This window comes from Arsukibacterium ikkense (assembly GCF_000987775.1).
In the GTDB taxonomy this organism is placed as follows: Bacteria; Pseudomonadota; Gammaproteobacteria; order Enterobacterales; family Alteromonadaceae; genus Alishewanella; species Alishewanella ikkense.
The window spans coordinates 66,202-91,060 of sequence record NZ_LAHO01000017.1; the positions used below are offsets into that span (position 1 = coordinate 66,202).

Annotated in this window: 25 protein-coding genes; 10 read left to right on the top strand and 15 right to left on the bottom strand. The window is 49.5% G+C overall.

Annotated features, from left to right (window positions below; genetic code table 11):
- The first annotated feature begins 160 nt into the window (after positions 1 to 160).
- The 3 genes from WG68_RS16135 to WG68_RS16145 all read left to right on the top strand — a co-directional run bounded on the left by WG68_RS16135 (position 161) and on the right by WG68_RS16145 (position 3,084).
- A complete protein-coding gene (locus tag WG68_RS16135) occupies positions 161 to 1,666 on the top strand; it encodes a YifB family Mg chelatase-like AAA ATPase (protein WP_046558754.1) in 1,506 nt (501 codons plus the stop codon).
- Positions 1,667 to 1,781: 115 nt separating this feature from the next.
- On the top strand, positions 1,782 to 2,387 hold the full coding sequence (locus WG68_RS19680) for a hypothetical protein (RefSeq protein WP_046558755.1): 606 nt from the start codon (positions 1,782 to 1,784) through the stop codon (positions 2,385 to 2,387).
- A gap of 4 nt (positions 2,388 to 2,391) precedes the next feature.
- Positions 2,392 to 3,084, top strand: coding sequence for a lipoprotein (locus tag WG68_RS16145; protein ID WP_046558756.1), 693 nt, complete (start codon positions 2,392 to 2,394; stop codon positions 3,082 to 3,084).
- A 218-nt stretch (positions 3,085 to 3,302) separates the two neighbouring features.
- Here the strand turns inward: WG68_RS16145 and pyrC are convergent, their stop codons facing one another.
- A complete protein-coding gene (pyrC, locus tag WG68_RS16150; RefSeq protein ID WP_046558757.1) occupies positions 3,303 to 4,334 on the bottom strand; it encodes a dihydroorotase in 1,032 nt (343 codons plus the stop codon).
- 179 nt (positions 4,335 to 4,513) lie between these two features.
- On the opposite strand from pyrC, the gene WG68_RS19735 reads away from it, so the two are divergent.
- Complete coding sequence (locus tag WG68_RS19735) at positions 4,514 to 4,666, top strand: hypothetical protein (protein ID WP_162836472.1); 153 nt, start codon at positions 4,514 to 4,516, stop codon at positions 4,664 to 4,666.
- Positions 4,667 to 4,720: 54 nt separating this feature from the next.
- A complete protein-coding gene (locus WG68_RS16155; protein WP_046558758.1) occupies positions 4,721 to 5,395 on the top strand; it encodes a DUF3334 family protein in 675 nt (224 codons plus the stop codon).
- 24 nt (positions 5,396 to 5,419) lie between these two features.
- Here the strand turns inward: WG68_RS16155 and WG68_RS16160 are convergent, their stop codons facing one another.
- The 5 genes from WG68_RS16160 to WG68_RS16180 form a co-directional block, all read right to left on the bottom strand.
- Positions 5,420 to 6,616 (bottom strand): multidrug effflux MFS transporter, encoded by a 1,197-nt coding sequence (locus WG68_RS16160; protein ID WP_046558759.1) that lies wholly within the window; start codon positions 6,614 to 6,616, stop codon positions 5,420 to 5,422.
- 93 nt (positions 6,617 to 6,709) lie between these two features.
- A complete protein-coding gene (locus WG68_RS16165) occupies positions 6,710 to 7,924 on the bottom strand; it encodes an ATP-binding protein (protein ID WP_046558760.1) in 1,215 nt (404 codons plus the stop codon).
- Between the two features lie 2 nt (positions 7,925 to 7,926).
- Positions 7,927 to 8,616 (bottom strand): response regulator, encoded by a 690-nt coding sequence (locus WG68_RS16170; RefSeq protein WP_046558761.1) that lies wholly within the window; start codon positions 8,614 to 8,616, stop codon positions 7,927 to 7,929.
- The gene (locus WG68_RS19230) at positions 8,616 to 9,002 is read right to left on the bottom strand and encodes a DUF3019 domain-containing protein (RefSeq protein ID WP_052749137.1); all 387 of its coding nucleotides are present in this window, start codon (positions 9,000 to 9,002) and stop codon (positions 8,616 to 8,618) included. Before WG68_RS19230 ends, WG68_RS16170 begins: the two co-directional genes overlap by 1 nt.
- The gene (locus WG68_RS16180) at positions 9,002 to 9,874 is read right to left on the bottom strand and encodes a MipA/OmpV family protein (RefSeq protein ID WP_046558762.1); all 873 of its coding nucleotides are present in this window, start codon (positions 9,872 to 9,874) and stop codon (positions 9,002 to 9,004) included. The genes WG68_RS19230 and WG68_RS16180 overlap by 1 nt, the downstream gene beginning before the upstream one ends.
- 243 nt (positions 9,875 to 10,117) lie before the next feature.
- On the opposite strand from WG68_RS16180, the gene WG68_RS16185 reads away from it, so the two are divergent.
- The gene (locus WG68_RS16185; RefSeq protein ID WP_046558763.1) at positions 10,118 to 11,134 is read left to right on the top strand and encodes a LacI family DNA-binding transcriptional regulator; all 1,017 of its coding nucleotides are present in this window, start codon (positions 10,118 to 10,120) and stop codon (positions 11,132 to 11,134) included.
- On the opposite strand, the gene dauA is transcribed toward WG68_RS16185, so the two are convergent.
- The 9 genes from dauA to WG68_RS19235 all read right to left on the bottom strand — a co-directional run bounded on the left by dauA (position 11,111) and on the right by WG68_RS19235 (position 21,262).
- Positions 11,111 to 12,853 carry a C4-dicarboxylic acid transporter DauA gene (gene dauA, locus WG68_RS16190; protein ID WP_046558764.1) on the bottom strand — a complete coding sequence of 581 codons (1,743 nt, stop codon included), beginning with the start codon at positions 12,851 to 12,853 and terminating at the stop codon, positions 11,111 to 11,113. The genes WG68_RS16185 and dauA overlap by 24 nt on opposite strands.
- Before the next feature lie 132 nt (positions 12,854 to 12,985).
- On the bottom strand, positions 12,986 to 14,026 hold the full coding sequence (locus WG68_RS16195; protein ID WP_052749138.1) for an alpha/beta hydrolase family protein: 1,041 nt from the start codon (positions 14,024 to 14,026) through the stop codon (positions 12,986 to 12,988).
- 111 nt (positions 14,027 to 14,137) lie between these two features.
- Positions 14,138 to 15,859, bottom strand: coding sequence for an alpha-amylase family glycosyl hydrolase (locus WG68_RS16200; protein WP_046558765.1), 1,722 nt, complete (start codon positions 15,857 to 15,859; stop codon positions 14,138 to 14,140).
- 2 nt (positions 15,860 to 15,861) lie between these two features.
- Positions 15,862 to 17,358, bottom strand: a complete 1,497-nt coding sequence (locus WG68_RS16205) for an MFS transporter (protein WP_046558766.1) — start codon at positions 17,356 to 17,358, stop codon at positions 15,862 to 15,864.
- Positions 17,359 to 17,599: 241 nt separating this feature from the next.
- Positions 17,600 to 17,893, bottom strand: a complete 294-nt coding sequence (locus WG68_RS16210) for a hypothetical protein (RefSeq protein ID WP_046558767.1) — start codon at positions 17,891 to 17,893, stop codon at positions 17,600 to 17,602.
- Positions 17,894 to 17,978: 85 nt separating this feature from the next.
- The gene (locus WG68_RS16215; protein WP_046558768.1) at positions 17,979 to 18,416 is read right to left on the bottom strand and encodes an energy transducer TonB; all 438 of its coding nucleotides are present in this window, start codon (positions 18,414 to 18,416) and stop codon (positions 17,979 to 17,981) included.
- 130 nt (positions 18,417 to 18,546) lie between these two features.
- Entirely contained in the window at positions 18,547 to 19,773 is a 1,227-nt protein-coding gene (locus tag WG68_RS16220) for a threonine/serine exporter family protein (protein ID WP_083981933.1), read from the bottom strand.
- A gap of 204 nt (positions 19,774 to 19,977) precedes the next feature.
- Positions 19,978 to 20,421: a carboxymuconolactone decarboxylase family protein gene (locus WG68_RS16225; RefSeq protein WP_052749139.1), complete on the bottom strand. Its 444-nt coding sequence runs from the start codon at positions 20,419 to 20,421 to the stop codon at positions 19,978 to 19,980.
- A 253-nt stretch (positions 20,422 to 20,674) separates the two neighbouring features.
- Positions 20,675 to 21,262 carry a winged helix-turn-helix domain-containing protein gene (locus tag WG68_RS19235; protein WP_052749140.1) on the bottom strand — a complete coding sequence of 196 codons (588 nt, stop codon included), beginning with the start codon at positions 21,260 to 21,262 and terminating at the stop codon, positions 20,675 to 20,677.
- Between the two features lie 487 nt (positions 21,263 to 21,749).
- On the opposite strand from WG68_RS19235, the gene WG68_RS16235 reads away from it, so the two are divergent.
- From WG68_RS16235 to WG68_RS16250, 4 genes are read left to right on the top strand one after another with little or no spacing between them, the layout of a single operon-like run.
- The gene (locus WG68_RS16235; RefSeq protein ID WP_052749144.1) at positions 21,750 to 22,502 is read left to right on the top strand and encodes a flagellar basal body L-ring protein FlgH; all 753 of its coding nucleotides are present in this window, start codon (positions 21,750 to 21,752) and stop codon (positions 22,500 to 22,502) included.
- Positions 22,490 to 22,948, top strand: a complete 459-nt coding sequence (locus tag WG68_RS16240; RefSeq protein ID WP_083981935.1) for an LPP20 family lipoprotein — start codon at positions 22,490 to 22,492, stop codon at positions 22,946 to 22,948. Before WG68_RS16235 ends, WG68_RS16240 begins: the two co-directional genes overlap by 13 nt.
- Positions 22,948 to 24,117 (top strand): flagellar assembly protein T N-terminal domain-containing protein, encoded by a 1,170-nt coding sequence (locus WG68_RS16245; RefSeq protein WP_046558769.1) that lies wholly within the window; start codon positions 22,948 to 22,950, stop codon positions 24,115 to 24,117. Before WG68_RS16240 ends, WG68_RS16245 begins: the two co-directional genes overlap by 1 nt.
- Positions 24,107 to 24,775, top strand: a complete 669-nt coding sequence (locus WG68_RS16250; RefSeq protein ID WP_046558770.1) for a hypothetical protein — start codon at positions 24,107 to 24,109, stop codon at positions 24,773 to 24,775. The genes WG68_RS16245 and WG68_RS16250 overlap by 11 nt, the downstream gene beginning before the upstream one ends.
- The last annotated feature ends 84 nt before the right edge of the window (positions 24,776 to 24,859 follow it).

Genomic DNA, 24,859 nt, shown 5'->3' on the forward strand with positions numbered 1-24,859 from the left:
CGACGATCGGGTTTGGTTCTCAGCTTAGCAGGCTATTGGCGAAGCGGGGAATAACCAATTGTAAGCGTATTGTTTTTACTGCTGAGCGCAGCCGAAACTTGCAATAAATTAACACTATGCTAAACATAATGCAGTATTCAAGTAAAATTTTGGAGACAGGATGTCACTGGCTGTGGTTTACAGCCGGGCCCGTCATGGCCTGGATGCCCCTTTGGTTACCGTTGAGGTTCATATCAGCAATGGTTTGCCGGCCTTTCAATTAGTGGGTTTACCCGAAACCTCAGTGAAAGAATCTCGTGATCGGGTGCGCAGCGCCATGGTAAACAGCGGCTTTGCCTTTCCGGATCGGAAAATTACCGTTAACCTGGCGCCGGCCGACTTACCTAAAGAAGGCGGTCGCTTCGATTTACCCATCGCGCTGGGTATTATCGTCGCCAGTGGCCAGCTGAATGAACATAACACCGGCGATTACGAATTTTATGGTGAGCTGGCATTGTCTGGCGAAATCCGGCCTATTCTCGGTGAAATTCCGGTGGCGGTAGCCTGTCGCGATGCCGGCAGGGCCGCCCTGATGCCCATGTTAAATGCCCAGCAGGCGCAGCAGGTACCCAAAGCCAGGGTGCACGGCGCCGAGCATTTACTGCAGGTACATAGCTTCTTACTGGCGCAGCAGGCGTTGCCGGCCATTCCGCCGCTACCCGAGCGGCCAGTGCAACATATGCCAGATTTAGCCGATGTTCGCGGCCAGGGCCATGCCAAGCGCGTATTGGAAATTGCCGCCGCCGGTGAACACAATATGTTAATGCTGGGCCCGGCCGGCACCGGCAAATCGATGCTGGCCCAGCGCTTACCCGGTATATTACCGGCGCTAACTGAGCAGGAAGCGCTGGCAACGGCCGCTATTTACTCTATTGCCGGCATGCAACGTAACCTGACCGACTGGCAGCAAAGGCCCTTTCGCAGCCCACACCATACCAGCTCGGCCGTGGCGTTAGTGGGGGGCGGTTCAGTGCCAAGGCCAGGTGAAATTTCACTGGCGCATCATGGTATTTTGTTTTTAGATGAGTTGCCGGAGTTTCCACGCAAGGTGCTGGACGTTTTACGCGAGCCACTGGAAACCGGCATAGTGCATATTTCCAGAGCCGCCCGCCAGGCCGAATTTCCGGCGCAGTTTCAACTGGTGGCAGCACTTAACCCCAGCCCGACTGGCCACCATGAAGATGGCCGAGCCACCCCCGAGCAGGTGATGCGCTATTTAAACCGCTTATCGGGGCCGTTTATCGACCGCATAGAATTACAAATTGAAGTGCCATTGTTACCCAAAGGCATGCTCAGCCAGCAACATAGCGCAGAGGAAAGCAGCGCCAGCGTCAAGCAACGGGTAGTAGCGGCCCGCGACATGCAACTGGCCCGCCAGGGCAAAGCCAATGCCCGCCTTAGTGGCAGCGAAATAGCCGACTTTTGCCCGTTAAAACAAGACGATGCCCGCTTTTTAGAAGACACCATCCACCGCTTTAAATTATCGGCCCGTACCTATCATAAAATTATTAAAGTGGCCCGCACCATCGCCGACTTGCAGCAACAACCCAACATCAGCCGCGCCCACTTAATGGAAGCGCTCAGCTACCGCGCGCTGGAGCGGCTGCTGAGTTACTTAAAAAACTAGCCATTCCATGGTTAGCTGTCTTCATTATCGACAAAAGTAGACAACATTATAATGAAATGTTAACATCTGCAACTTTACTGGAACTACGTCTTACCTTTAAGGCAAAGGAACGCTAATGGGAAACTTCCTGCATTCATGTCACATCCAAAGAATTAATCGCGGTGAATTACAACGAGCAGCTGGGATTATTGAGCGTTATTTGGATCAGCATGGTAATACCGCTGTCACCAGCCAAAATCATCGACTGCATCAATATGGCGATTTGCGTATTACTTCAGAGCAAAGGGCGGCAATCTTACGTGGCGACCGTCAAACCTTTTGGCGCTTGCGGCAAGAAGTCGGTGACCCGATTGCAGATGTAGCCCTGCCCATTTTAGAAAATCGCGGTATAAATGGCCGTGTAGCCAACCGGCTTACCGGGCTGTCGGATGACCCTGTAAAGTTAAACGAATTGGGCGTCGATTTAATGCTAGCCCATGCCAATGCGGTGACTCATGATTACGATAACTGCATCGGCAACGTACCCGGAGCATTAAGCCCGGAACAAGTTGCTGAATATCACCATAGAGTTTTTAAAAGGCATGGAGTTGGAAGCTATCACTGGCTCAAAAGTGATGGTGCCTGGTTATTTGGTGGCACCTTATTTAGCTTACCAGCCAATCTTTACAGACCGATTTGGTGTAATGCCTGCGATTTTATCGGCAGCGGCATTGGGAATTAGCGCTATGCGAAAATACCCTACGATCTTTACGTTCAGTATGCTGTTTGCACTAACTGGTTGCAGCGATGTGTCTGCAGGGTTTGAACGGTTCAGCCTAAGTGGCCAACAATATTGTATCCCTAAAGAGTACAACCCCTTTCAATATGGTAAAACGAGCAGCGCGTTTTCTTTCGCTGGTGCTGATACTGATAATCGCTCAGCTTCAGTGATTGTGCAGTTTGCAGGGCACGAGGTGCAATCACAAGTCCCCGACTACACGGCGGCTCTTGGAGAGCAGGACTTTTTGCTGTTTGCCACAATCCGCCGCCCAGGAGTTGAAGAAACAAGAAGCTTCTTAAAACGAGGGGCTTATAGCTCTGGCTTAAAGTTGGCTGAAGATTTTCAATTTGTTGAACATGTGGAAGCAAAAGGCTATTACAGAGTCAGCCAAGATCCCTTTCCAGATAACGCATTCTGGAATATATACAAAATCAAACCGGATCCTGAGCAACGAGTGCCAGAAATGCTAAATGACTATTTCCTTGGAGCTTGCTCTATGTCATCCATCTATCCATCCGTTTGCAATATCGACATCCAGCAACAGGATTACCTTATCCAACTACAAACCCCAGAGACCAACATTCTATTGCAACAAGAGCTGGCACAGTTTGTCTACGATAAACTACAGCAATGGCAGGATAATTGTAGCGCCCAATAATCGCCAATCAGCCGCGCTCAGCGGATGGAAGCGCTCAGCTACCACGCCCTGGAGCGGTTGCTGAGTTATTTGAAAACCTGACAAAATTATCAGCAGGAATCGTTGCACTCTAAGGCAACCGTTGAAGCCCCGGACGGGCGGAAACGAGCCCCCATGGATGGGTTTACGGCGTGTTGCTGTGAGTGCATCGGTTTCTGCAACTTTTGCAAAACAATTTCCTAAACCAGCTTCCAGTTCAGCGTCTGGCCGGCGTAAAACGGTACTATTGGCTGGCCATTGGGCAGGGCAATTTCTGCGGGTACCTGCCACTGCTGTTTAGTCAGGGTTACTGTACCTTCGTTACGGGGCAGGCCGTAAAAATCAGCGCCATAGTGGCTGGCAAAGCCTTCCAGTTTATCTAAACACCCCAAATCATCAAATACCTGGGCATACAGCTCGATGGCACTGTGGGCACTGTAACAGCCGGCGCAGCCACAGGCGGATTCTTTGCGATGTTTTTCGTGCGGGGCCGAATCGGTACCTAAAAAGAATTTGCTGGAGCCGCTGGCCACGGCTGCGCGTAGCGCGTCCTGATGAGTGCGGCGCTTTAATACCGGCAGGCAGTAGTTATGCGGCCGCACGCCACCGACCAGCAAATCGTTGCGGTTTAATAATAAATGCTGCGGGGTAATGGTGGCCGCTACGTTGGCAGATGACTCTGCCACAAAGCTGGCAGCATCGCCGGTGGTAATGTGTTCAAACACCACTTTTAAGCTTGGCAGCCTGGCAACAATATGTTGCAGGTAGCGGTCGATAAACACTTTTTCCCGATCAAAAATATCGATGTCATGGTCAGTTACTTCGCCATGCACCAGCAGCAACATACCCTGCTCGGCCATCACTTCAAATACCGGATACAACGACTCCAGCGCGCTGACCGCATCGCTGGAGTTGGTGGTGGCACCAGCCGGATACAATTTTGCTGCTACCACGCCAGCAGCCTTGGCATCAATAATTTGCTGGCGGCTGGTTTTATCGGTCAAAAACAGGGTTAGCAAAGGCTGAAAGGTACTGCCGGCGGGCCGGGCCGCCAAAATTCGCTCACGATACGCCACCGCCATTGCCGCAGTGGTGACCGGCGGCACTAAGTTGGGCATTACAATAGCACGGGCAAACTGACGGGCTGTTGCCGGCACGGTTTCCAGCAGCATATCACCATCACGGAAATGCAGATGCCAGTCGTCAGGGGTTTGCAGGGTTAAATGGCTCATCAGGTGCTCCGGGCGGATCAGAAAAGATGGCTGATATAATAGCAAGGAATCGCCAATGGTGAAATCGACCGTTGCAGGAAATAGTTAGCCAGGGGCGTGCTGCAGCGGTTTTAATCTACCCCTGCTGTTTGCTACACTGGCGCTGGATACCCCGTTGGCACAGCATAGGAGCAAGCAGCATGTCTGACTTTGATTTTGATTTGGATAACCTTGATTTTGATGGCGCCGCAGCGGCGCTGGCAAAGCAGCAAGCGGCAGCTGAAGCAAAAGCAGCAGAACCGCAATTTGGCGATGATGATGATGAGTGTAGCGGCGGCGCCTGTAAAATCTAGTGCTTGTTATTAATATGGGCTTATACTGTCAGAAAATAGCTGTTGGATAACCGCATGAAAAAGACCCGCATTATTACCACCGATGACATCTTGCTAACGCTGTGCCAGGCCGTTAATGGCGTGCTGGCGGCGGCAGGCAACCCGGCAATCAGCCACTCCCCTATGGTACAGAAAATTCAGAAAACCTGTCTGCGGCCCGATCTGGGCTGCTTTGTGCTATTTGATGGCGGCTTTTCCGGGCTGGTGATTATTAACTTCACCTCCCAGGCGGCATTAGAAATTTATCGTAAATATATGATGAGCATGGGCATGCCGGAAGATGAATTGGCGCAGTTTCATACCTCTGATGAAGTGGGCAATGTCATGGGCGAGCTGATGAACCAGATTGTTGGTGATTTTACCAACAAAGTGCGTCAGGAACTGCATACCTCCATTAACCAGAGTCAGCCAAAAATGATGGCGATTAACAAGCAGGTGCAAATACTGATTAACACTCAGCTTGATCAACCTCAGGCACGGCGGGTGACATTCAGCACCCCGGAGCATAATATTTTTTATATGGAACTGGCGATGGATAAAACCGAGTTTATCCAGCTGCAGGAGTTTGAACCCACTGAGCAGGAACATCCGGACGATATTCTCGCCAATGCCCAGCAGTACCGGCAGGAAAATACCGTTGATATTGAGCCGGAAGTGGATGACGACTTCCTGAAAAACCTCGGTTTTTAACCAGCCATCCTAACCAGCAGCAGGCTAAGCCAGCTCTGCTGCCTGTTTTTTGCTATGCATGGCCCGGCGCCATAACTGGCTGGCGGCAATAGCCAGCACCCCCAACAGCATCAACACTGAGAATGGCAAGGCATCGCCGGTAAAGAACCATGCCAGCAAAGGCCCGGCCAGCGCACCACTGCCAAATCGCAAAGTCCCGATCACGGCTGTGGCAGTACCGCTGTGCTGTGGAAACTGCATAATAATCATCGCATCGGCATTGGTGGCCATTAGCCCTAAGCTCGCCATCAGCGGCGCAATAGTGAAAACGGTATACCAGAGCCCCAGACCATAGTAATTAAAACCACACAAGAAACTGGCACAAACTAAAGCAACCACTAAACCAAACCGCAGCATGCGCTGCGGGCCAAAGCGCACCACCAAGCGGCTATTTAATAAGTTGGCACTCATTAACGCCAGTACGTTAAAACCAAATAACAAGGCAAACATCTGCTCGCTTACCCCGAAATAGCCAATATAAACAAAAGACACCGCGGTTAAAAAACAGAAAAAGGCAAAAGAGGCAAACATTGAGCTGGCGATGTCAGGCCAGGCAGCTTTATGCCGGAACACCTTGATATAACCGCTGAAAAAGGCTGGCCGCTGCTGGCCGCGGTCACTGGTTATCTCTGGTAAAAAACGCCAGCTAAAAGCCACTACCAGCACACCATAAGCAGCCAGAAACAAAAAAATAGCCTGCCAGTTAGCCAGCCAGATAATGCCGCTGCCCATCGCCGGTGCAATTAAGGGTGCCAGCATCATAATCATTGAGACATAAGACATGCCCTTGGCCGTATGCTGCTGATATAAATGGCGGATAATGCCCGGCACCACGACCGACGCGGCTGCGCCAGCTAACGCCTGCAAGGCGCGCCAGCCTAAAAACCACTCAATGCTGCTAACCTGACTTAAGGCAACACTGGCGATAATAAAACCGCCTAAGCCACAGATCGCCAGCGGCCGGCGGCCAAGCATATCGGCCAAAGGCCCAAACAACAGCATGCCACAGCCATAAGCTGCCAGAAAAATACTCAGTGATTGTTGCACCAGGCCAATGTTACTATTAAGTTCACCCGCCATCATCGGCATCGCCGGCAAATACATATCAATCGCCAGCGGGGTAGTGGCAACCACCGCGGCCAGCAATATTAACAGCCAGATCGAAGGCTCTGAATTGCGCATTACGGATACTCTTATTAGGGGGCTGTTATCATAGCCGATTTTGCGATAGTGACGATGCCGTTGACAGGAAAAACTGTAGCAACCTTAGCAGATTTAACTTACCGGCAGCAGTAACTGAAAGCTGGCACCGCCAAACGGGCTGTCACTGATAAGCAGTTTACCCTGATGCCACTGCACAATACGCTGCACAATGGCCAGGCCCAGGCCAAAACCGCCCTCTTCCCGGTTGCGGCTTTGCTCCAGCCGGTGAAAGGGTTTTAGCACCTCGGCCCGACGCTCCGGGGCAATACCCGGGCCATCGTCATTAACACTGATCTGCCAGTAGCCCTGGTGCGCTTTAACATCAACTACAATACGCTGCCTGGCATAGCGTTTAGCATTGACCAGTAAATTCTGCAGCGCCCGCTCCAGGTAGTGGGCATCGCAATAACACATGGCATTTACTGGTAACTGCAGTTCAATGCTGGCCCCCGGCAAAGGTGCCAGCTTCTCCGCAACGTTATGGATAAGTTCGGTTAAATCGACTTGTTGCATCTTCAGGTTAAGCTGATGGCTTTGTAACTTGGCATAGTCGAGCATTTCGTCAACCAACTGCTGCAACTCGCGCACGTCTTGCAGCATTAACTGTTTGTCCTGCTCCGGCAACTGCACCGCCATTTCCAGCGCAAATTTAAGCCGGGCAATCGGGGTGCGAAGTTCATGCGATACCGCATGCGTCATTTCCCGCTGCAGCTCCAGCAATGAGATAATTTGCTGGCTCATTTGCTGAAAGCTATCGGCAATAGGGGCAATAAACGAGCGGGCAGGCAATTGCAATTCGGCAGGCTGGCCTTTGCCAAAACGTTGCAAGCCTTGTTGTAAAAAACGGATATCACGGGCTACCGGCCATAACCATAACGCCACCGCTACCGCCAGCAGACCAAAAAACAGGATACTGAACCAGTCAAAGCCCTCGCGCTCATTTAACGCCAGCGGGCCAATCAGCCACAGCTGTTCATCACGCAGGCCATAAAAAAATACGCTATTGTCCTGGAACAATGGCAGCAAGTGGTTTTGTTGTAGTAGCTGCCATTCTGCGCTCTGCCAACTGACACTGTCTGCGGCGACGGCCTGGTACGGTAAGCCCAGATGACTGGCCCATTGCGCTTCGGGCAGGCGCATCACCAGTGCCAGTTGCTCGGCCAGGGTATCAATTAACGCCGGCGGTTGATCACCCTGAGCATATTGCCATAGCTGATCGACTGCCCAGCCAAGCCCAAGCAGCACCAAAAATAAGAACAGATAAAAGTGCAGAAACAGACGATGCATAGTTACCAGGCATCAGCAACAAACAAATAGCCTTTACCCCAGACGGTTTTTATCCGAAACGGCACTTCTGCATTGTCACCCAGCTTGCGGCGCAAATGCGATACCCGCACATCGACCGTGCGATCCAGGCCATCATATTCACGGCCAATAATTTGCTGATGAATTGCTTCGCGTTTTACTGTTTGCCCGGCATGGCGTGCCAGCATCCATAATAAGTCGAACTCGTAACTGGTTAAATCGATCATCTTGTTATCGAACCAGGCTTCGCGCGAACGTTGCTTTAACAGCAAGCGACCAAATGCCAGTTCCTGCTGCTCGGTTTGCGAACTCACCTGGGTGCGGCGCAATAAAGCATTGATCCGGGCTAATAACACCCGGGGTTCAACCGGCTTAATCACATAATCATCGGCCCCCAGCTCCAACCCCAGCACCTGATCAATGTCACTTTGTTTAGCGGTTAGCATTAGCACCGGGCCTTTATACCAGGGCCGGATCTGCCGGCACACCCCAAACCCATCCAAGCCAGGTAACATTAAATCCAGCACTATTAAATCCGGCTGGAACTGCTTGCAGTGCTCTGCCACCGCATCACCACGGCCTTGTTGCTGCACACTAAAACCATGTTGCACCAGAAAGCTCTGTACCAACCCGGCTAAGCGGGCATCGTCTTCCACTAACAGGATTTTCGACATTAAAATATACTCCATGCACCAGAAACGCGGCGCCGTTTCGCCGGTTGCCGGCTCAACACCTGCAACTCCGTGCTTAGCAATATCTGTTGCTGCTGACGTAAACTCAGCCAGCCCAGTTGCCAGTTGACCTGTTGCTGCCATTGCCCGGTGGTAGCCTCTTGCCAGCAGCGTTCGGCTTGCTCTGCCAGATACAAACAGACTGTTTGCGGGCTGTCGCTAAACCAGATCACCCGCAGTTCAGCTTCACAGCCTTGCTCCAGCTTATCTGTAACACATACCGTTGGGCTAACTTGCCAGCATAACGGCTCGGTACAACGCTCAGGCTCAGCGGCAGTTACCAGTGACACGCTAAGCAATAGGGCGGGCCAGCCGCGAACAATACGCATCAGTAGAACCGGTAACTAACACCACCAAACCAGGTTGTGACGTTATCCGTTCGCACTAAGGGGCTGGCAGTCATCGCGTTGTCCAGCTGTAAATAACGAAGAAATAGCAACACGCTAAGCCGTTCTGTTAATGGTTTGTTCCAGTTTAACCGAAGTTCGGCCTGCCAGCTATCCCGCCCTTGATATTCCTGGCCTGGCGGCACTTCAAGCGCGGTTAAACCATAATAGGTGTCGATTAACTGCGCGCTCTTCCAGTGTAAATGGGCCGACAGCTGCCACCGGCCATACTGGCTTTGCCAACCGCGGCGCACCCCGGCGCTGGCGTATTGGCCATGATGCTGGCCACTGACATCTGTCCAGTAAGCAAATTGCCACAATAAACCATGCGCTTCCGTGTCCAGTTGCAGACCTACATCGTAGGCTGTAGGTCGCTTGTTAACCTGGCTGACGGCAATTTCAAAAGGTGCCTGGCGATCAAATGCCGTGCTAAATTCTGGCACCAATAAGGTATTGGCTTCAAACTGCAGCAAATTGCCACTAAACCATTGCTGAAAATAGCCTTTTTCCTGATTAAACTGGCCAATAATACTTAACTGCGTGTCCTGGCTAAGTGCAATACTGCTGCCCAGACGACCATTGTCGAAAAACCAGTATTTGCTGTAATAGTAAATTTCCGGCAGCACGACTAAATGCAGACGCTTGCCACCATGCAGCGGATTGCTGCGCTGGCCATAACCCAACGCCCAACTAAGATACAGCTGTTGTTCGGAGATGCAGTCGCCCCCCTGACAGCCCGGCGTGCTGGCAGACGATGGGAAACTCAATAGCATAACGCTAAGAAGCAACAACATGTTAAGCGGTGTTTTTGGCACAACAATTTACCCTGTTACCATGATTTTTTAGTTTAGCAAGCCGCAGGCCTGCGCTGAAACATAAATAACATAGTTTCACAAATTAAGCTGGCGCGGCGCGACCAACTTAACCGTGACGACAGCGACACCGAAATTGAATCTGCTAACATTTCCATCTATGATGGAACCACTATAACTATAATGCGCTGATCAGATTGCTGCAGTTAACTGCAGGGCTGCACCGCTGTAACAGCAGAGCACAAGATGAAAGACAAAGCGACTTCCTTTGACATTGCCTATTTAGCCGGAGTATCGCAGTCCACCGTGTCCCGGGCGCTACGCAACAGCCCACAGGTAAATAACGAAACCCGCGAGCGGGTGCATGCCATTGCTAAGCAACTCAATTACAAAGTCGATAAAAACGCCAGCAACCTGCGCAAACAACGCAGTAGCACCCTGGCCCTGTTGCTGTTTGAAGATCCCACCTCTGATGAATCACTGATTAACCCGTTTTTTTTATCGATGCTGGGCAGCATTACCCGGGCCTGCGCTAAACGCAGTCAGGATCTGCTTGTTTCATTTCAGCAGCTTAGTGATGACTGGCATGCCGATTATGAAGACAGCAATAAAGCCGATGGTATTATTTTGCTCGGTTATGGCGATTACGTCGATTATGAAGAAAAGCTGGAAAAGCTGTTAGCGCAGCAAACTCACTTTGTCTGCTGGGGCGCCGAAGTACATAATCACCCGGAATTTACCATTCGTAGTAATAACCGCGAAGGCGGCCGGCTGGCTGGCGAGCATCTGCTGGCCCATGGCTATAAAAACTTTGCTTTTGTCGGCAATGCCTCAGAACATAGCCCGGAGTTTTTTGAACGTTATCAGGGTTTCACCGATGCCTTATTAGCCGCAGGTATTCAACCGGACGATATCGCCCAATGCGATGCTATTTCCACTGAAAATGCCGGCGATAACGCCATCCGGCAAATTATGCAGCAAGGTAAGCCGATTGATGCGGTATTTTGTGCCAGCGACATCATTGCTATTGGCGTGATGCGTGCACTGCATCAGCTGGGCCATAAAATTCCGGCTGATATCGCAGTTATGGGCTTTGACGATATTCCGGTCGCCTCATTTGCCACGCCGACGCTCAGTACCATTCAGCAAGACACCTCGCTGGCGGGAGAGATGCTGGTTGATAACCTGCTACGGCTGATTAACAACGAGGCGATTGTCAGCACCCATATTCAACCAAAGTTAATTGTCCGTCAGTCCTGCTGAAGCGGGCGCCAGAGCCTCCAGAGCCTCTTTTAAACTGGGGTAAAAGCGCAAACGGCCTGGCACGGGTTTTACCCCGGCTCTGGCCAGAGTGCGCAGCGGCTGAAACTGCAAATCGGCAATCACCAGCTGGGTCTGGCTTTTGCCGCTTTTACTGATCAGCTTATTCAGTGCGGCCAGGCCACCGGCATCCAGCACTGTTACCCCATCCATATACAATACAATACCGCGGCACTGCTCGGTTAACAGGCCAATTTCTGCAAAAATCCTATCGGCCGCCGCAAAAAATAACGGGCCGTTAATTTTCAGTACTTTCCAGCCGGCTGGCAGCGGTGGATCAACCAGCTTTTTATGCTGGCTGATATCGGTCACTTTGGTCATTTCAGCTATGTCTTTGACAAACAGCACTGCCGCTAACAAAATACCCACTGTTATCGCAATCACCATATCCAGCAGCACCGTTAGCGAAAAACAGCTGAGAAACACCAATATATCGCTGCGCGGTGCGGTTTTCAGTAAATGCAGTGCTTTGGGAGCTTCACTCATATTCCAGGCCACCATCAGCAGCAGTGCGGCCAGCGCCGCCATCGGCACATAAGATAACAACTGCGCCAACAGCAGCAGCGCCAGCAAGATCACCAGACAATGCACCATGGCCGCTACCGGGCTTTGCGCCCCGGCTTTAAAGTTAGCTGCCGAGCGGGCCAGCGCGGCGGTAGCGGTAATGCCACCAAAAAATGGCGTGATGATATTACCCAGGCCCTGACCCAGTAGTTCACTGTTGGCACTGTGGCGCCGGCCCGACATACCATCCAGCACCACGGCACATAGCAAAGACTCAATGGCGCCCAGCATCGCCATGGCAAAGGCGGCGGCCAGTAAGTCTTTCACCAGTTGCCAGCTAAAGCCCAGCAGCGCGCCATCCGGGCCAGGCCGCAACCAGGGCCAGTCAAAGTACGGTAAATAAGGCGGAATGCCGCTGCCGCTCTCGCCATCCGGCGTGATGTAACTAAAACGCGAGCCTATGGTGTCAAGCTCAGCCCCTGCACTTAAGAGCAACAACGCCAGCAGGGTGCCGATAAACAAGGCCGGCAAATGAGCCGGCACCACGGTTTTCAGTTTCGGCCACAGTAGCATTACCACCAGGGTCACGCCGGCCACCAGTACACTGGGCCAGGCGGCCTGCGGCAGTTGCTGCAGCAATACGGCAATTTTCTCAACATAGTGCTCTGGTAAGGCGCTAATGCTAAGGCCAAAAAAGTCTTTAATCTGCAAGGTGGCAATGACCACCGCTATGCCGCCGGTAAAGCCCAGCGTCACCGCTTCGGGAATATACTCAATTAACCGCCCCAGGCGCATGGCCGCCATCAGCAATAAAATGACTCCGGACAGTACAGTAGCAATCAGTAAGCCGCTTACACCATATTTCAGCGCTACCGGGTATAAAATAACCACAAAGGCCGCTGTAGGGCCGCTGATGCTGTAGCGCGAGCCGCCAGTAAGGGCGATAACAAAGCCGGCAATAATTGCCGTATATAAGCCGTATTGCGGCGCCACGCCGGAAGCAATAGCCAGTGCCATCGCCAATGGAATCGCAATAATACCCACGGTAAGGCCAGCCAGAATATCTTTGCTGAATTTATTAAGAGTGTAACCTTCGGCCAGCACCTCGCGCAGCGCATGGCCCAGACGCAGGGAAAACAGATAAGAACGGTGAGACACAACAACTCCGCAAAGCAGAAAAGTTGGTGTTAGTTTAGCAAAAAACGATAGCGGCCGGTATACGCTATTAGTCTGACACAGAAGTACTTTTTATTGCCGCTGCCTGTTTCCGGCAGCGGATTGACACCATACTTACAGGTACTGTTGTAACCAGGCGGCGATTTCGGCATGGGCCTCAGCACGGTGTGGCACTAAGCTGTGGTCTGCTCCCGGGTACACTACCAGCTTGTGAGGGTGGTCCTTTGCAGCCAGCGCCTGAGCCAGGGTTTGGGATTGTGCCACTTCCACCCGCACATCTTTGTCGCCGTGCAGTAACAATATCGGTAGTGTTGGTGGTAGCTTATCCAGCCAATACAGCACTGAACGCGCCTGCAATTGCGCTGACCTTTCTGTGGCGTAGTTGGGAATAAACTTAGTATAGATATTCTCCATTGCCTGCCGAACGGCCAGGCTGGCTTCTAAATCCGCAACACCGGCACTGACAATCAGTGCTTTAAGCTGCGGCATCTCGCGTGCCGCCAGATAGCTCATCATGCCGCCGCGGCTGGAACCCAGCATAGCGATACGCTCACTTTCAGCATCTGGCATGCCATTAATAATCGGTAGTAAATTCTTAATGTCGTTAACGTCATTGCCGCCAAACTGGTCCAGTTCGAAATTCTGTTGTACTTTGGTCGGAAAGCCTTTGGCACCTCGGTATTGACTGGCGATAACAATATAGCCCAGCTCGGCCAGCGGCATCATACTGTAATGAATTGCGCCATACACCAGAGTACCACCTTTGGCATTGCCGCCTCGGTTATAAATCACTACGGGTAGCTTGCTAACCGCGCTGGCGCTGGCTTTTGGCCGAACCATTACCCCCTCCACCAGAATGCCGTCTGACTCATAAACAAATACCCGGCAGTCGAGCGTCTGCTGCCTTCGTTCCACATCGGCTCTGGGCACGCTCTTGGCAAACTGTTCAGCATTAAACCTGGGGCTTTTACTCATCATCGCCAACCAACTATCGTAACTGGCGAAAGGGCCACTGTAGCAGCTGAAATTTTGTTTTAGTGAGGCTGCGCTGGAAAATGCGGCTAATAACTCCGGGCTGGTTTTAGTGTTTGCAGGTTCAGCAACAGCATTGGCGGCCAGCAATAAGCCACTGAGTAACATCATAAAAGGTTTCATAGACGCTCCTTGTTAAACTAGCAGGTACAATAAATTAACAAGGTGGTGCTGGCAAGCAATAAAAAAACCGCCTCTAACTTAGCCGGCGGTTTCAGGGAGAACCTTGTAAGCTCAGGGCGTGCTTTGCAGTACCAGCAAACCAAATGCTGCTAAGGTATTACCATCAAGGTCAAAAGCCCAGCCTGGGTTTAAGCCTTTACGGTTAATGGCGCTGATATCCCGGGCGCTGTCGCTCAGATTCAGCACAAATACGCTTTTACTATTATTCAGCTCGCGGGTTATTTGCACTACGCCATTACTAAGCTGGCTAACCTGATAACTGCCTGCGGTACCCAGCTCCGGCCGCTGTTTTTTCCGGGCAATTAAAAACTTATACAGCTGCCAGATAGAATCTGGCTGCGCTTGCTGCGCGGTTACGCTACGATCGCCCGCCTGCAGTTGCTTAGCCAGAAAATCCGGCCACCAGTTGGGGAAGCCTTCGCCGAATAACTCCAGTTGCTCTACCCAGCTCTGGGTATTTGTAGTAAAGCCGCCCTGCTGGCTGTTATCCCACAGCATCGGCGCCCGCTTATACACATCGTGGCCACTTCTGTCCTGGGTTAAGCCAATTTCTTCTCCGTAGTAGATATAGGGCGTGCCTGGCGAGCTGAACAACATGGCTGCTGCAAGCTTGGCTTTAGCGTCGTGCTGCTTTAACTGAAAAGCCACCCGCTCCTGATCATGGTTGGTTAAAAAGGGCGCAAAAAAGCTAAGCGGCGCTTCGGAGTCAATCCGCTGCTGCACGTTTTCTAACAGTACTGCAGCATCGGCTACCTGCAGCTGATTCGACTGCATGGTACCAAACTGCGCTTCGCCGCCGACATCCTGCTGCAATAAGCCAAGAATTTTATAACCCACTTCAAAATCAAAGCCCTGGTCCAGCCCTTTGCCATCACCGTAGTAGCGTGCGGCCACCGGAATATCCACCCAGGCTTCGCCTACTAAGTAAGCCTCTGGATTTACGCTTTTCACAAACTGATTAAAGCTTTGCCAGTACGCGATGGTGTCTGCAGTATCGGCCTGGGCATCTGGCCCCCCTTCCATCGCAAAACGCACCGCATCCAGCCGGAAACCGGCAACGCCTTTATCCAGCCAGAACTTGGCCATCTTTTCCATTTCGGCCACCACATCCGGGTGCTCGAGGTTAACATCGGGCTGGCTGGCACCAAAGGCGGCATAATAATATTGCTGACGGGTCTCGTTCCAATGCCATACCGCGTCGGGTTTATCATTGTCGTTCCAGGCATGGCCCCAGCCACTGCCGGCTGCAGGCATATCATCACGCCAGATAAAGTAATTTTTGTAAGGTGGCTCACCGGCAGCAGAACGCATAAACCATTCATGCTCACTGGAAATATGGTTAATCACCAAATCCAGGATAACTTTCATGCCTTTGGCATCGGCAGCCTGAATAAAAGCCTCGAACTCTGCCATAGTGCCATAATCGCTTTCAACCTGATAAAACTCGGTAAAATCATAGCCATGATACGACGGCGCCTCAAACATCGGGGTTAACCACAGCGCATTAACCCCCAGCTCCTGCAAATAGGGCAACTTGACGGTCATACCGTTAAAGTCGCCATGGCCATCTCCGCTGCTATCGTAAAAACTACGGGGCCAGATCTGGTAGAAAATGGCCTCATCCCACCAGGCGCTATCCTGTTGCGTCGCAGCGCTGTGCTGAGCGGCCGTGCTGGCAACAACCGGCTGACCAACAGCGGTGGGCTGCGGTGCGGGCGAGCAGCCTGCCAGGGCAAGTGATAAGGCGATGGCTGAAATTGCTATTTTAAACATAATTAACGTTCCACTTTTACCGTTTTGACCCGCAGCACATACAGTGCGGCAATCACATAAGAACAGCCACCCAGCGCCAGCGCATAAATAGCCTGGCCATTAAAGAAGTAGCCAATCAGGCTGCCCAGAATGGCCGCCGCTAATAATTGTGGCAGCACAATAAAGATATTAAACATGCCCATATACACGCCCATTTTATGGGCGGGCAGGCAGTTCGACAGCAATGCATAGGGCAGGGATAAAATAGAGGCCCAGGCGATACCGATACCGATCATCGGTAACCACAATAACGCCGGATCTGTAATCACAAAGAACGAGAACAGGCCGGCCGCGCCAAACAGCAAATTAATAGCATGCGCTTTCTGAGTACTGGTATATTTGACTAACAGCGGGATCAGCAACGCAGCAATGGCAGCAAAACCGTTATACACCGCAAATAACACCCCAACCCAATCCGCGCCATCGTTATACGCCTGCGACGTGGTGTCAGTAGTGCCATAGTGATAACTGGTTACCGCTGCCGTGGTGTAAATCCACATGGCAAACAATGGGAACCACGAGAAAAACTGCACCACCGCCAGCTGGCGCATAGTGGAAGGCATGGTAAATAAGTCATCGGTAATTTCTACCAGCATGTTGCGGTTGGCTTGCTGTTTAAACCAACTGGCAGCCCACTGCATTAAGCCAAAGGCGGCGATCAGCGCTCCCAATAAATACAGTTGCTTATCTAAATTGCCGTACGCCACCACCACCAGCGCTATCACACCAATTACCACGGCAGCGGCGCCGCTTTTCCAGTAGTTAGTAGCGGGGGCAGCCTGTGGCGCACTTGGAAACTCGGCTTGCTCGGCCGCATCAAATGCCGCCAGTTGCTCGGGGCTATATTCTTTGCTGGAAATAATGGTCCAGCCTACGGCTAAAAACAGCACCGCACCGCCAGCGTAAAACGAATACACCACCGAATCCGGGATCATGCCGGCCGCAGCTGTATTGGCCACGCCAAACCAGTTGGTCATCATCCATGGCAGCGCTGAGGCGACCACCGCACCTACGCCGATAAAGAAGCTTTGCATGGCAAAACCGGTTGGCCGCTGCTTTTTATTCAGGTTATCGCCAACAAAGGCGCGAAACGGCTCCATCGTCACGTTAATGGCCGCATCTAAAATCCACAACATGCCGGCGGCAAACCATAAGGTGGGTGAATTGGGCATGAGTACCAGAGCGGCCGTGGTGGCCAGGGCGCCATATAAAAAGAACGGCCGGCGCCGGCCGAGTTTAGTCCAGGTTTTATCACTAAAATGGCCAATCACCGGCTGCACCAGCAAGCCGGTAAGCGGTGCTGCAATCCACAGAATGGGGATTTGCTCCATATCGGCGCCCAGGGTCTGGAAAATCCGGCTGACATTACCGTTTTGCAAGGCAAAACCGAACTGAATTCCGAAGAACCCAAAACACATATTCCAAATTTGCCAGAAGCTCAGGTTCGGCTTTAACTGCATGATGGTTGTCTCTCCAGGCTGTAAGTATTGTTTTATGCCCGCTGTGCACACTTTCTGGGCCGCTCAGGCTTCGCTGGCATCTTTGATAACCCCATTTTAGTGCAACCACAAGATGAATACGTATTCAAACCGGTTTTGCTGATAGCTTTTGGTGCATGAGTGCAGGTAAGGGGAGGCCAAAGCGGCCGCTCTGGCTCTGCAAATAGCAGGAGGCAGACTGCTGCTGCCAATAACAGCGGGGTTAGGCGCTATCTAGTTTAAGCGCGACGCCGGGCACTTCCATAACGGTTCTGGCAGCAGCCCGTTCGATGATTTTGATCAGCACAGATTGAATCGTTTCGTCCTGGCGCGCGTCCTGTTTACTGGCGAAGCGTTGCTCCTGCGCCGGGGCCCCGGCCTCTGCAACAAACTGCACCACCACTTCAGTGGCGCAATCGGCGTTGGCACCAAAATACGCCAGGGTAATTTGCGGGTAACCGTCGAACCCCTTGTTGATGTGTTTCGCGATGCGCTTTTTCGCTTTGTCCAGATTCATATTGCCGCCTTAAGCAGATTGACATTAAGCAGACTATAACACCAATTCTTGCAAGCGAAGTAACGCACCTGACAGCTAATTAACCTCAGCCCTGACAGGCGGCTGTAGCCTGTACCTGACAACGCGCCTGCGCCTCTTCCATGCTACTGCCGCCCATGCAGAAATCCAGCCGGATTAGCTTTTGCTCTGGCGCATTGGCTAACTCGCTACTGTTGACCCACTTCCAACTTTTGATAACTTTGCTGGCTGGTCTGGCGATAACTTTGTCAGGCACTGAGCTAACCAGGCTAACGTCGGTGGTTTTGCCTTTTTCGTTAATGGTTACGTTAAATACACCACAACCGATAATGCCTTGTTGAGCTAATTCTAACGGATAGCGGGGTGTAACTTGTTTTTCTCTGCTCCAGATGGCGTCGCCTGCTGCCGGCTGCATATAAGTAATATGCACATCGGCGTAACCAACAGCATCAGCCCTAAACACGGCAGTTGCCAGCGCGACTACAATTATTATCGGTAGTTTCATCGGTATTCCTTAATCTAAAATGAGTATTTTCCTTTAACAGAAAAACAAAGGTACCAATTATATTTACTAAAGCAACTGTAAATTAACCGCTGGAACGCCAGCAAAAGTTAATTTGCCTGCAACCACCGGCCTATAAGCTTTTCTTCGGTGGCAGTGCCACATTGGCGAAAATAAGCCCCGCTACCAGTGCCATTAAAATCATAAAGGTTTGCTGACCCACCCGGTCTGACACCACGAAATCCTGACCTGAAATCAGTGAGTTCAGGCCAATATAGGTTTTACTGCCGGGCACCAGCACGATTAAACCATGCATGGCGACAATAACCGCGGGCGCCTTGGCTAAGCGGGTAAACAGGTTACTGTAAATGCCTACGGCAAAGGCGCCGAGAAAAGCCCCCATGGTGTAATCAAATAAACTGGCACCCGTTATGCTGACACCATAGGCAATAAAGCCGGCCGCCAGTGACCACAACGTATATTTGCCGCGGCTTCTGAACAGCACTATCAGTGAGCTGACCAGAATGCCGACTGCCAGCCAGGCAAAGTGGCGGGATATCGGCTCCGGCTTAACAAAGTCGACCATACCAAACAGCGTAAAGCCGATGGCAATACCGAGGAAAGCACCAAAATACAACTTAAACAGCATCATTAGCGCATCCATAATGCGGGCATTGCCCGACACCAGATGCCGCGCGGCTAATTCAGCAAACCCTATAGTTAATGCCAGGCCGGGGATAAAGGAAATAATGGCTGACAATACCGCTAACCGGATATTAATACCAGGGTCGATATAACTGCTGATGGCACAAGCGGCAATACCGGCCACCATCGCAACCAACGGCTCCAGCATATTGGCAATCCGCGGCGAGCGCTGCGCCCACAGGATAAACAGATAAACCAGTAATGATAGCAAGGCCGACCACAGCACATCATTCCAGCTGGTGGCCATTAGCATGGCAAAGGCCCCGCCCGAGGCCATCATCGCCACCGCCGTAGCCAGCTTACTGTAGGAGCTGGGGCGGGCGTCTATCGCATCGAGTAGCGCATCAGCCTCATGCAGGCTAACCTGGCCTTGCAGCACCTGATCAACCAGCTCGTCAGTGCGCGACAGCGCACCTAAATCCAGATCACCCGGGTTTACCCGGGCAGCATGGGTATATTCCTGATCGTGCCCTTCTGTCCAGATCACAAAGGTCATTGAGGTGGGCGAAATAATATACGACGCTTTCAAACCCAGATGGGTAGTCAGCTCAGTTAAGTGCGCTTCCAGCCGGTACGCCGGCGTGCCGTACTTATGCAGCATCTTGCCAAGTTTGACAATAAATTTGCGTTTATAGTTAAAATCATCGCTGTACACAAGTCGCTTCCTGCAGTTAAGTAGATAGTAGTTAACCTGTGTATTGTAATTGAAAAACGGGGCAATACCAGTTGTGAACAGCTCGGCGCGTCAACCTTGCAGCGGCAGGATAGCAACACCGGTTATGTCAGGTCCAGCTCGCCAATTTATTCCCAATGCTGTTTCTGAGAAGAAAATTAAAGAAAAACATTACCGCTGACATATTTATGGATATAGGTACTTAAAGCTAATTGCAAAACGATTCCAGGAATTAATTAAGCCAATTAGCGCGGACAAATCGGCTAGCTCCTTTTCCTGGAAAAGTTGCCTCATCCTTTTAAATAATTGATCAGTAACATTATTTTCAGAGATGAACGTGAGCACTTCAGCCCACTCAAGAGCTGCTTGTTCATGTTCCGTATAGAAACTGACTTCTCTCCACGCAGAGAGTAAATATATTCGCTGCTCTGACTCTCCTTGCTCCCGGGCTTCTTTAGTATGGAGTTGCAGGCAATAAGCGCAGCCGTTTAGTTGGGATACCCTGATTTTAATCAGTTCAACAAGGCCAGTTGGTAAGCCGCATTGTTTAATGTAGATGTTCAACTCCTGGAGCGGTAGCATGGCGCCGGGTGCAATTAAATATGGGTTAATTCTTTCAGTTTTAATCATAAATAATCTCCATAAAGAAACTAGAGAAACAAGTAACCACCAAAAGGTTCGTTTAATATAAAATGCAAACATGCGCCCTATATCCCTGCACTAAAAAATGAAGAAAATAAACCAATCAAACGTTAAATCTGCTTTTTAGTGATATTCAATCACAGCGTTATTCTTACCGTTTTTAACAAGAAAATACTGTGGCTCGCTTCCCTGAATAATGCAGAGAAGAGGAAATTTCGTAATCTTTGAGAAATCAGGATAGTCAAGTTTTCCACTTTATATTCATTTCTGTTGTAATCGAATTTGATTTTTGAGCATCAACAGGCTCTGAGTAATAGTAACCGGCTCCATACATAGTATGTATAAACAACAGATCAGGGTAAAGTTGTCTGTGCTTAGCGCGAAGTTTACGAATATGGCAATCTATAGTTCTCTCAGAAATATCGGCGTACTCGTTATAGGTGCTATCAATCAAATGACTCCGAGTGAACACCTGTTTCGGATGCTTAGCCATTATCTTATGTAGCATGAATTCGATTTTTGTTAGCCTAACTAAACAATTTTGAGAACGCAGCGTAAAATCACTTTCATCCAGCACCATAAAAAAGCCATCAGCGTTAGTAACGGAAGAGTTTTTACTTATTTTATTCTTACAGTTTAACGACATTATGTAAGCGCTCAGCTCAGACAATACACTGTTTAATTCATTGATCTTAATAGTCATCTGCTGGTTGATCTTCGGAGGTAATTCGGACTTTGTCACTTGTTGCTTCAATATGGAGACCAATAAAAAAGCTTTTTGAGAAAGCTGAACAGTTTCAAATGTACTTTGCATTTCTGTATTTACCATTATTCCACCTCCACACCATAGATTTTGGTAAGCACGCTAGCAGGCTTGCTCGGGCAAAGTGAAGGCTGTAGACGGCGCATTAACTCACAACCTTGAGCAGGCTGCGCTGCAAACCTCAGCAGCCAGCCTTACTCTGCTGGTAACCATGTAATCTTCGCAGCTAGTGACACTGTGGCCACATCCATCGCTAACTATTTGGAATATCAACACATCGAACACACCATAAGATAGTAATCAATTACTATCTTATCACTGAATTGACATTTTGCAAGAGGAGGGAATTTTGCCAGGTATCCTACCGAGTATTGAGGTGCAAGATGGCCAGACAAAAACCCGCTGTTTGAAGTCAGTAATGCATGTAACCAAAGCTTCTCTGTGAACGGCAACAAAGTTAAATAACGCTTTATCTATTTTCATCCATAATTTTTCCACATTTCTTTGTTACGTTGCCTAAAACATAGTAGGGCTAGCGAAGGTAATGATGAATATGAATAAAAATATCGTCTGCTTAATTTTGGGTTTTGCAACTTTAACTGCCTGTTCCTTTTTTAACGATAAGGCTCCTCCACCTGGCTTGGAAGACCGTGTGAGACCTAAGGCTGGTTTACCAGCCTCTAGATTGGATTGGCCAGACCCAAATGATCCTTATTATGCGGCTTTAGAACCTGAACCTGAGGTATTGCCGGCCAAAATGAATGGTTCGTTATTCAACCCTGACCGGTTACATAGCCTCTATGTCGAGCGATCACATTTTAGAGCTGGCGATATAGTCTCTGTGCAACTATCTGAATCCACCAAAGCTATCAAGAAAGGCAATACTCAGCTGAGAAAAAGCTCAGATTACAATCTTGACCCGATCCAAATTCCTGGTGGAAATCTGAAGATAGCCGGTAGAGAAGTAAACCTGGGATTGAGCCAAGACCAACAATTTCAAGGAGATGGTTCAGCAAGTCAAAGTAACAACTTTGAAGGGGAGCTTACTGTGACCGTGATACGAGTATTAAACAACGATAATCTATTAGTGCGGGGTGACAAATGGATGCTTATAAATAATGGCCAAGAATTCATAAGGTTAACTGGAATTATTCGGGCTAAGGATATAGATAACGATAACAGAATTAAATCGACCAAAATTGCGAATGCCCGTATCGAGTACTCTGGTACTGGAGCCTTGGCAGACACTCAGCGCTTAGGCTGGCTAACAGAGAAACTTAACAATCCCGAGCTATGGCCATTTTAACGTATCGCTCTACTTTAATGCTGATTGTTACAATGCTTTGTGGTTGCAGTTATGAGCGCACAATAAGGTACACCTTAGAACCACCAGCAAAAAGGTTGATCCTCGAGGCGACAGGATATGCTGTGGTGGACTCTCAACCTGGAACTACCTATGAGGACAGGTTGCTATTGGCCATAGCCGCGTCACGTCAGGATGCCTACCGACAGCTGGCTGAGCAACTCTATGGCAAAAAACTATCTGCAAATTCAATTACAGACAAATCGGTAATAACGCAAGATTTAGTACAAAGCCATGTCCAGGGTGTCATCAAGGGTGCTGAGCTGGTTGAGTCAGCTGTTGACGGTAAGCTACATTTTACCAAAATGAAGTTAGACACAGCGAATCTGATCACATTGCCGCAAGTTGAGAGCATGCCTGTAGGGGTAAAATCAAAGTGGTGGTATTGATGAAAACAATGCAATTAATCATTTTAGTTTTGTTAACTTTTTCTGTTAAAGCTGAATGGTTTAGTGGTAGTGGTACCGCTGTAATTTTTGAGAACAATCGGGCATTAGCTAGACAACAAGCGGCTAGGCAGGCATTACGTAATGTGTTGATACAGGCCGAGGTTTCATTGGCAGCTCTAGATTTATTTCGCCCGGAAGAGCTGCCTGGTGAATTGTTTACTTTGCACTCTTCTGTACCGATATCGCAAATTATCATTCAGGAAGAGCACGAGCGTGATGGTCAGTTGTCCATTACTTTGAAAGCAGATATTTGGCCACAGGCTAATCTCTGTAACGATCGCAATGTAGCCAAGGCATTGCTGTTAACTCCTTTCAGCCTTGCCGCGGACTCTGCACAGGTTGGATCAGGCAATATTGAACTGACTAAGGAAATTAATACTCGTTTTACATCGGCGATTCAACGTAGCCCGGCAGATTTCTTAATCAAAGCGGTAACTCCTGTAGCTTTATTCCCTCCTGAGCAATATCAGAAGTTTACAGCTATAAAGCAACTAAGGTCTATGTCAGACAATACTCAGTCGCAGTTCATTGTTTCAGGCCGAATACGTAACTTATCATTCGGACGAAATCCAGGTGGCCCTTTCAAGAGTGAAAGTTGGATTCGTCAGTTTGCACTTGAGATAAGTCTACTAGAAGGAGTAAGTGGACTTTTAATTCATACTAAAAATTACCAGACTCGGACTTTATGGCCTTACTCAATTACTACCCAAATTAATGCGGGAAGTGATCAAATTTGGCGGTCAGATTTTGGCATCGAATTACAAAGATTAATAAATGAGTCCGTTGACGATCTAGCTAAAGTTTTAAGTTGTGTTCGGGTAAGGGCTCAGGTTATCCGGTTACAAGGCCATACGATCACAATAAGTGCTGGGAGCCGGCAAGGCCTGAGACCTGGCGACATATTTAGTTTGTTATATAGCAATAGTTTTACCGATAGCTGGGGTAATAACTATACCTCAAATGAAGAGGCTAAAGCTCTATTGAAGGTTTCTCGTGTATATCCTGATCATGCCGAAGCTCAATTTGACAATAAAAGTCTTTTTGTTCCGGTCAACATTAGAGATCAGGTACAACAACATACTATAAAGGAAATATACAATGCAAATTGACAAAAATATGTTTAATACAATAACAGGTTGGCAAGGAGATAATGACAAAGAAAGCGATAAGAAAACTGACTTCACGCAAATACTTAACTCTTTGCTAAACCCGGAGGATGAAAAAACCGATGTTGCGGCAACTCAGTTAGTGAGTCTTCTGAGTGAGCAGCATAGTAGTGAAATGCAGCCCCTTGCTGATTCTGATGCCATGTTTGCCGCGATGACAAAGAATATGATGCAGAGCATGATTGAATCAGCATTAAAGGCTGATAAAGCTGAAAATCTCGTCGAAGACTCACCTTCTGCAACACCATTTGCTAATGGAAAGACACCTGTTCTTGGTGATGTAATAGATGTCGTTAATCCTTTACAGCATATTCCGTTAGTCAGCCATTATTACCGGGATTGGACTGGCGATGATATAGGATATCTTTCTCAAGTTGCCGGCGGCGCTTTTTGGGGAGGTGCCGTTGGAGTTGCAACATCATTCATAAATATCGGTCTGACAAGTGTGATGAATAAGTCCCCTACGGAGTATATAAAACAGTTCCTTGGCTCAGATGTTGCGGAGTCATCTACACCTATTAAAGAAAAACAAAGTGTAGCTCAAAACAAATCCTTAATAAATTCTGACATTAGTCAGGGGCCTAAAATACCAATAACTTAGCAAGTAATTAAAGCACAGTTTCTAATGCCGATTATTCAATGAGCGGTGCATAATGCAAATAAAATATTTTTCTTGTTTTTGTAA